This window comes from Curvibacter sp. EU05-FHT14A10 (genome assembly GCF_058791075.1).
Window position 1 is genome coordinate 1 of the sequence record NZ_JBYTDE010000045.1, and the last position, 1306, is coordinate 1306.

A 1306-nucleotide genomic window follows, 5' to 3' on the forward strand; every position below is an offset into this window, starting at 1 on the left:
TGAGGTTGCCCTCGAATTTCGGAGTTCATAGCTCAGCCCGGAGAATGCCGGGAAAGGAGAGAAGAGATGAACGCTGGAGTGATGAGCAGAGCCAAGTACACCTTGGAGTTCAAGCAAGAAGCCGTCAGACAGGTCAAGGCAGGACGGCCTGCCGCAGTGGTGGCCAAGACCTTGGGGATGCCCAGTGCTAGCTTGACCAACTGGGTTCGGGCGGATGCAAAGGGGCAGCTTGGCGTATCGACAGATGGCAAACCTGCTGCGGTGGTGAGCCCTGAACAGGCAGAGATCGCGAGGCTGAAGGCGGAGGTGGCGCGCCTGAAGATGGAGCGCGATATTGCAAAAAAAGCGGCGGCGTACTTTGCACAGGATGTGCTGCAAAGTACGCCTGGATTCAATCGATGAAGCAACGCTGGCCGATCACGCTGATGTGTGAGGTTTTGCAGGTCAGTCCCAGTGGGTATTTCAGTTGGGACAGGGCTGGCAAGAGAGGCCACGGTGGGCTCACGCGGTTTCACAGCGACGAAGCCTTGCTTGCCCATATGCGAGCCATACATGCTCAGGTCAAAGGTGAATACGGCTGGCCACGCATGCACAAGGAACTGCTGGGCAGGGGCATCAGGGTCGGCAAAGACCGGGTGCGCAAGCTGATGCACCAACACGGGATTCGTGCCAGGACAAAGCGCAAATTCGTGGTCACCACCGACAGTAAACACCGTTTGCCGGTGGCGGCCGACTTGGTGCAGCGACGATTCAATCCGCCGGCACCCAACCAACTGTGGAGCGGCGACATCACGTATATCGCCACGGACGAGGGGTGGCTGTACCTGGCAGCAGTGCTGGACCTGCACAGTCGTCAGGTGGTGGGCTGGAGCCTGCAAACGCACATGCAAACGAGCCTGGTCAAGGATGCATTGCTGATGGCCTGCTGGCGTCGTCGAGCTGCCAGGGGCCTGATCTTTCACAGTGACAGGGGCAGTCAATATTGCAGTGATGACTTCCAGCGCACACTCAAGCAGTGGGGCATTCTCAGCTCAATGAGTCGCAAGGGGAATTGCTGGGATAACGCCCCGACCGAGAGCCTGTGGGGGCACTTGAAGACGGCGTGTGTTCATGGCCGAAAGTTCGCGACCAGAGCCCAAGCAAGGCAGGTGATTTTGGATTGGATCGGGTTCTACAACCATTCCCGGCTACATTCGACATTGGGCTACATGAGCCCCATGCAGTACGAGAATCGCTGGTTGGCGGCGCAGCACAAATCTGCCGCTTGAAGACCGGTTATGCACTCCGATTTTCAGGGGCAACCTCA

Annotated in this window: 1 protein-coding gene; it reads left to right on the forward strand. The window is 58.1% G+C overall.

Annotated features, from left to right (window positions below):
* The first annotated feature begins 81 nt into the window (after positions 1-81).
* A protein-coding gene (locus tag AC3WUT_RS30140; RefSeq protein WP_492350752.1) for an IS3 family transposase occupies positions 82-1268 on the forward strand; the annotation gives its coding sequence in 2 pieces (ribosomal slippage) (positions 82-337 and positions 337-1268; 1188 coding nt in all).
* Positions 1269-1306: the final 38 nt, after the last annotated feature.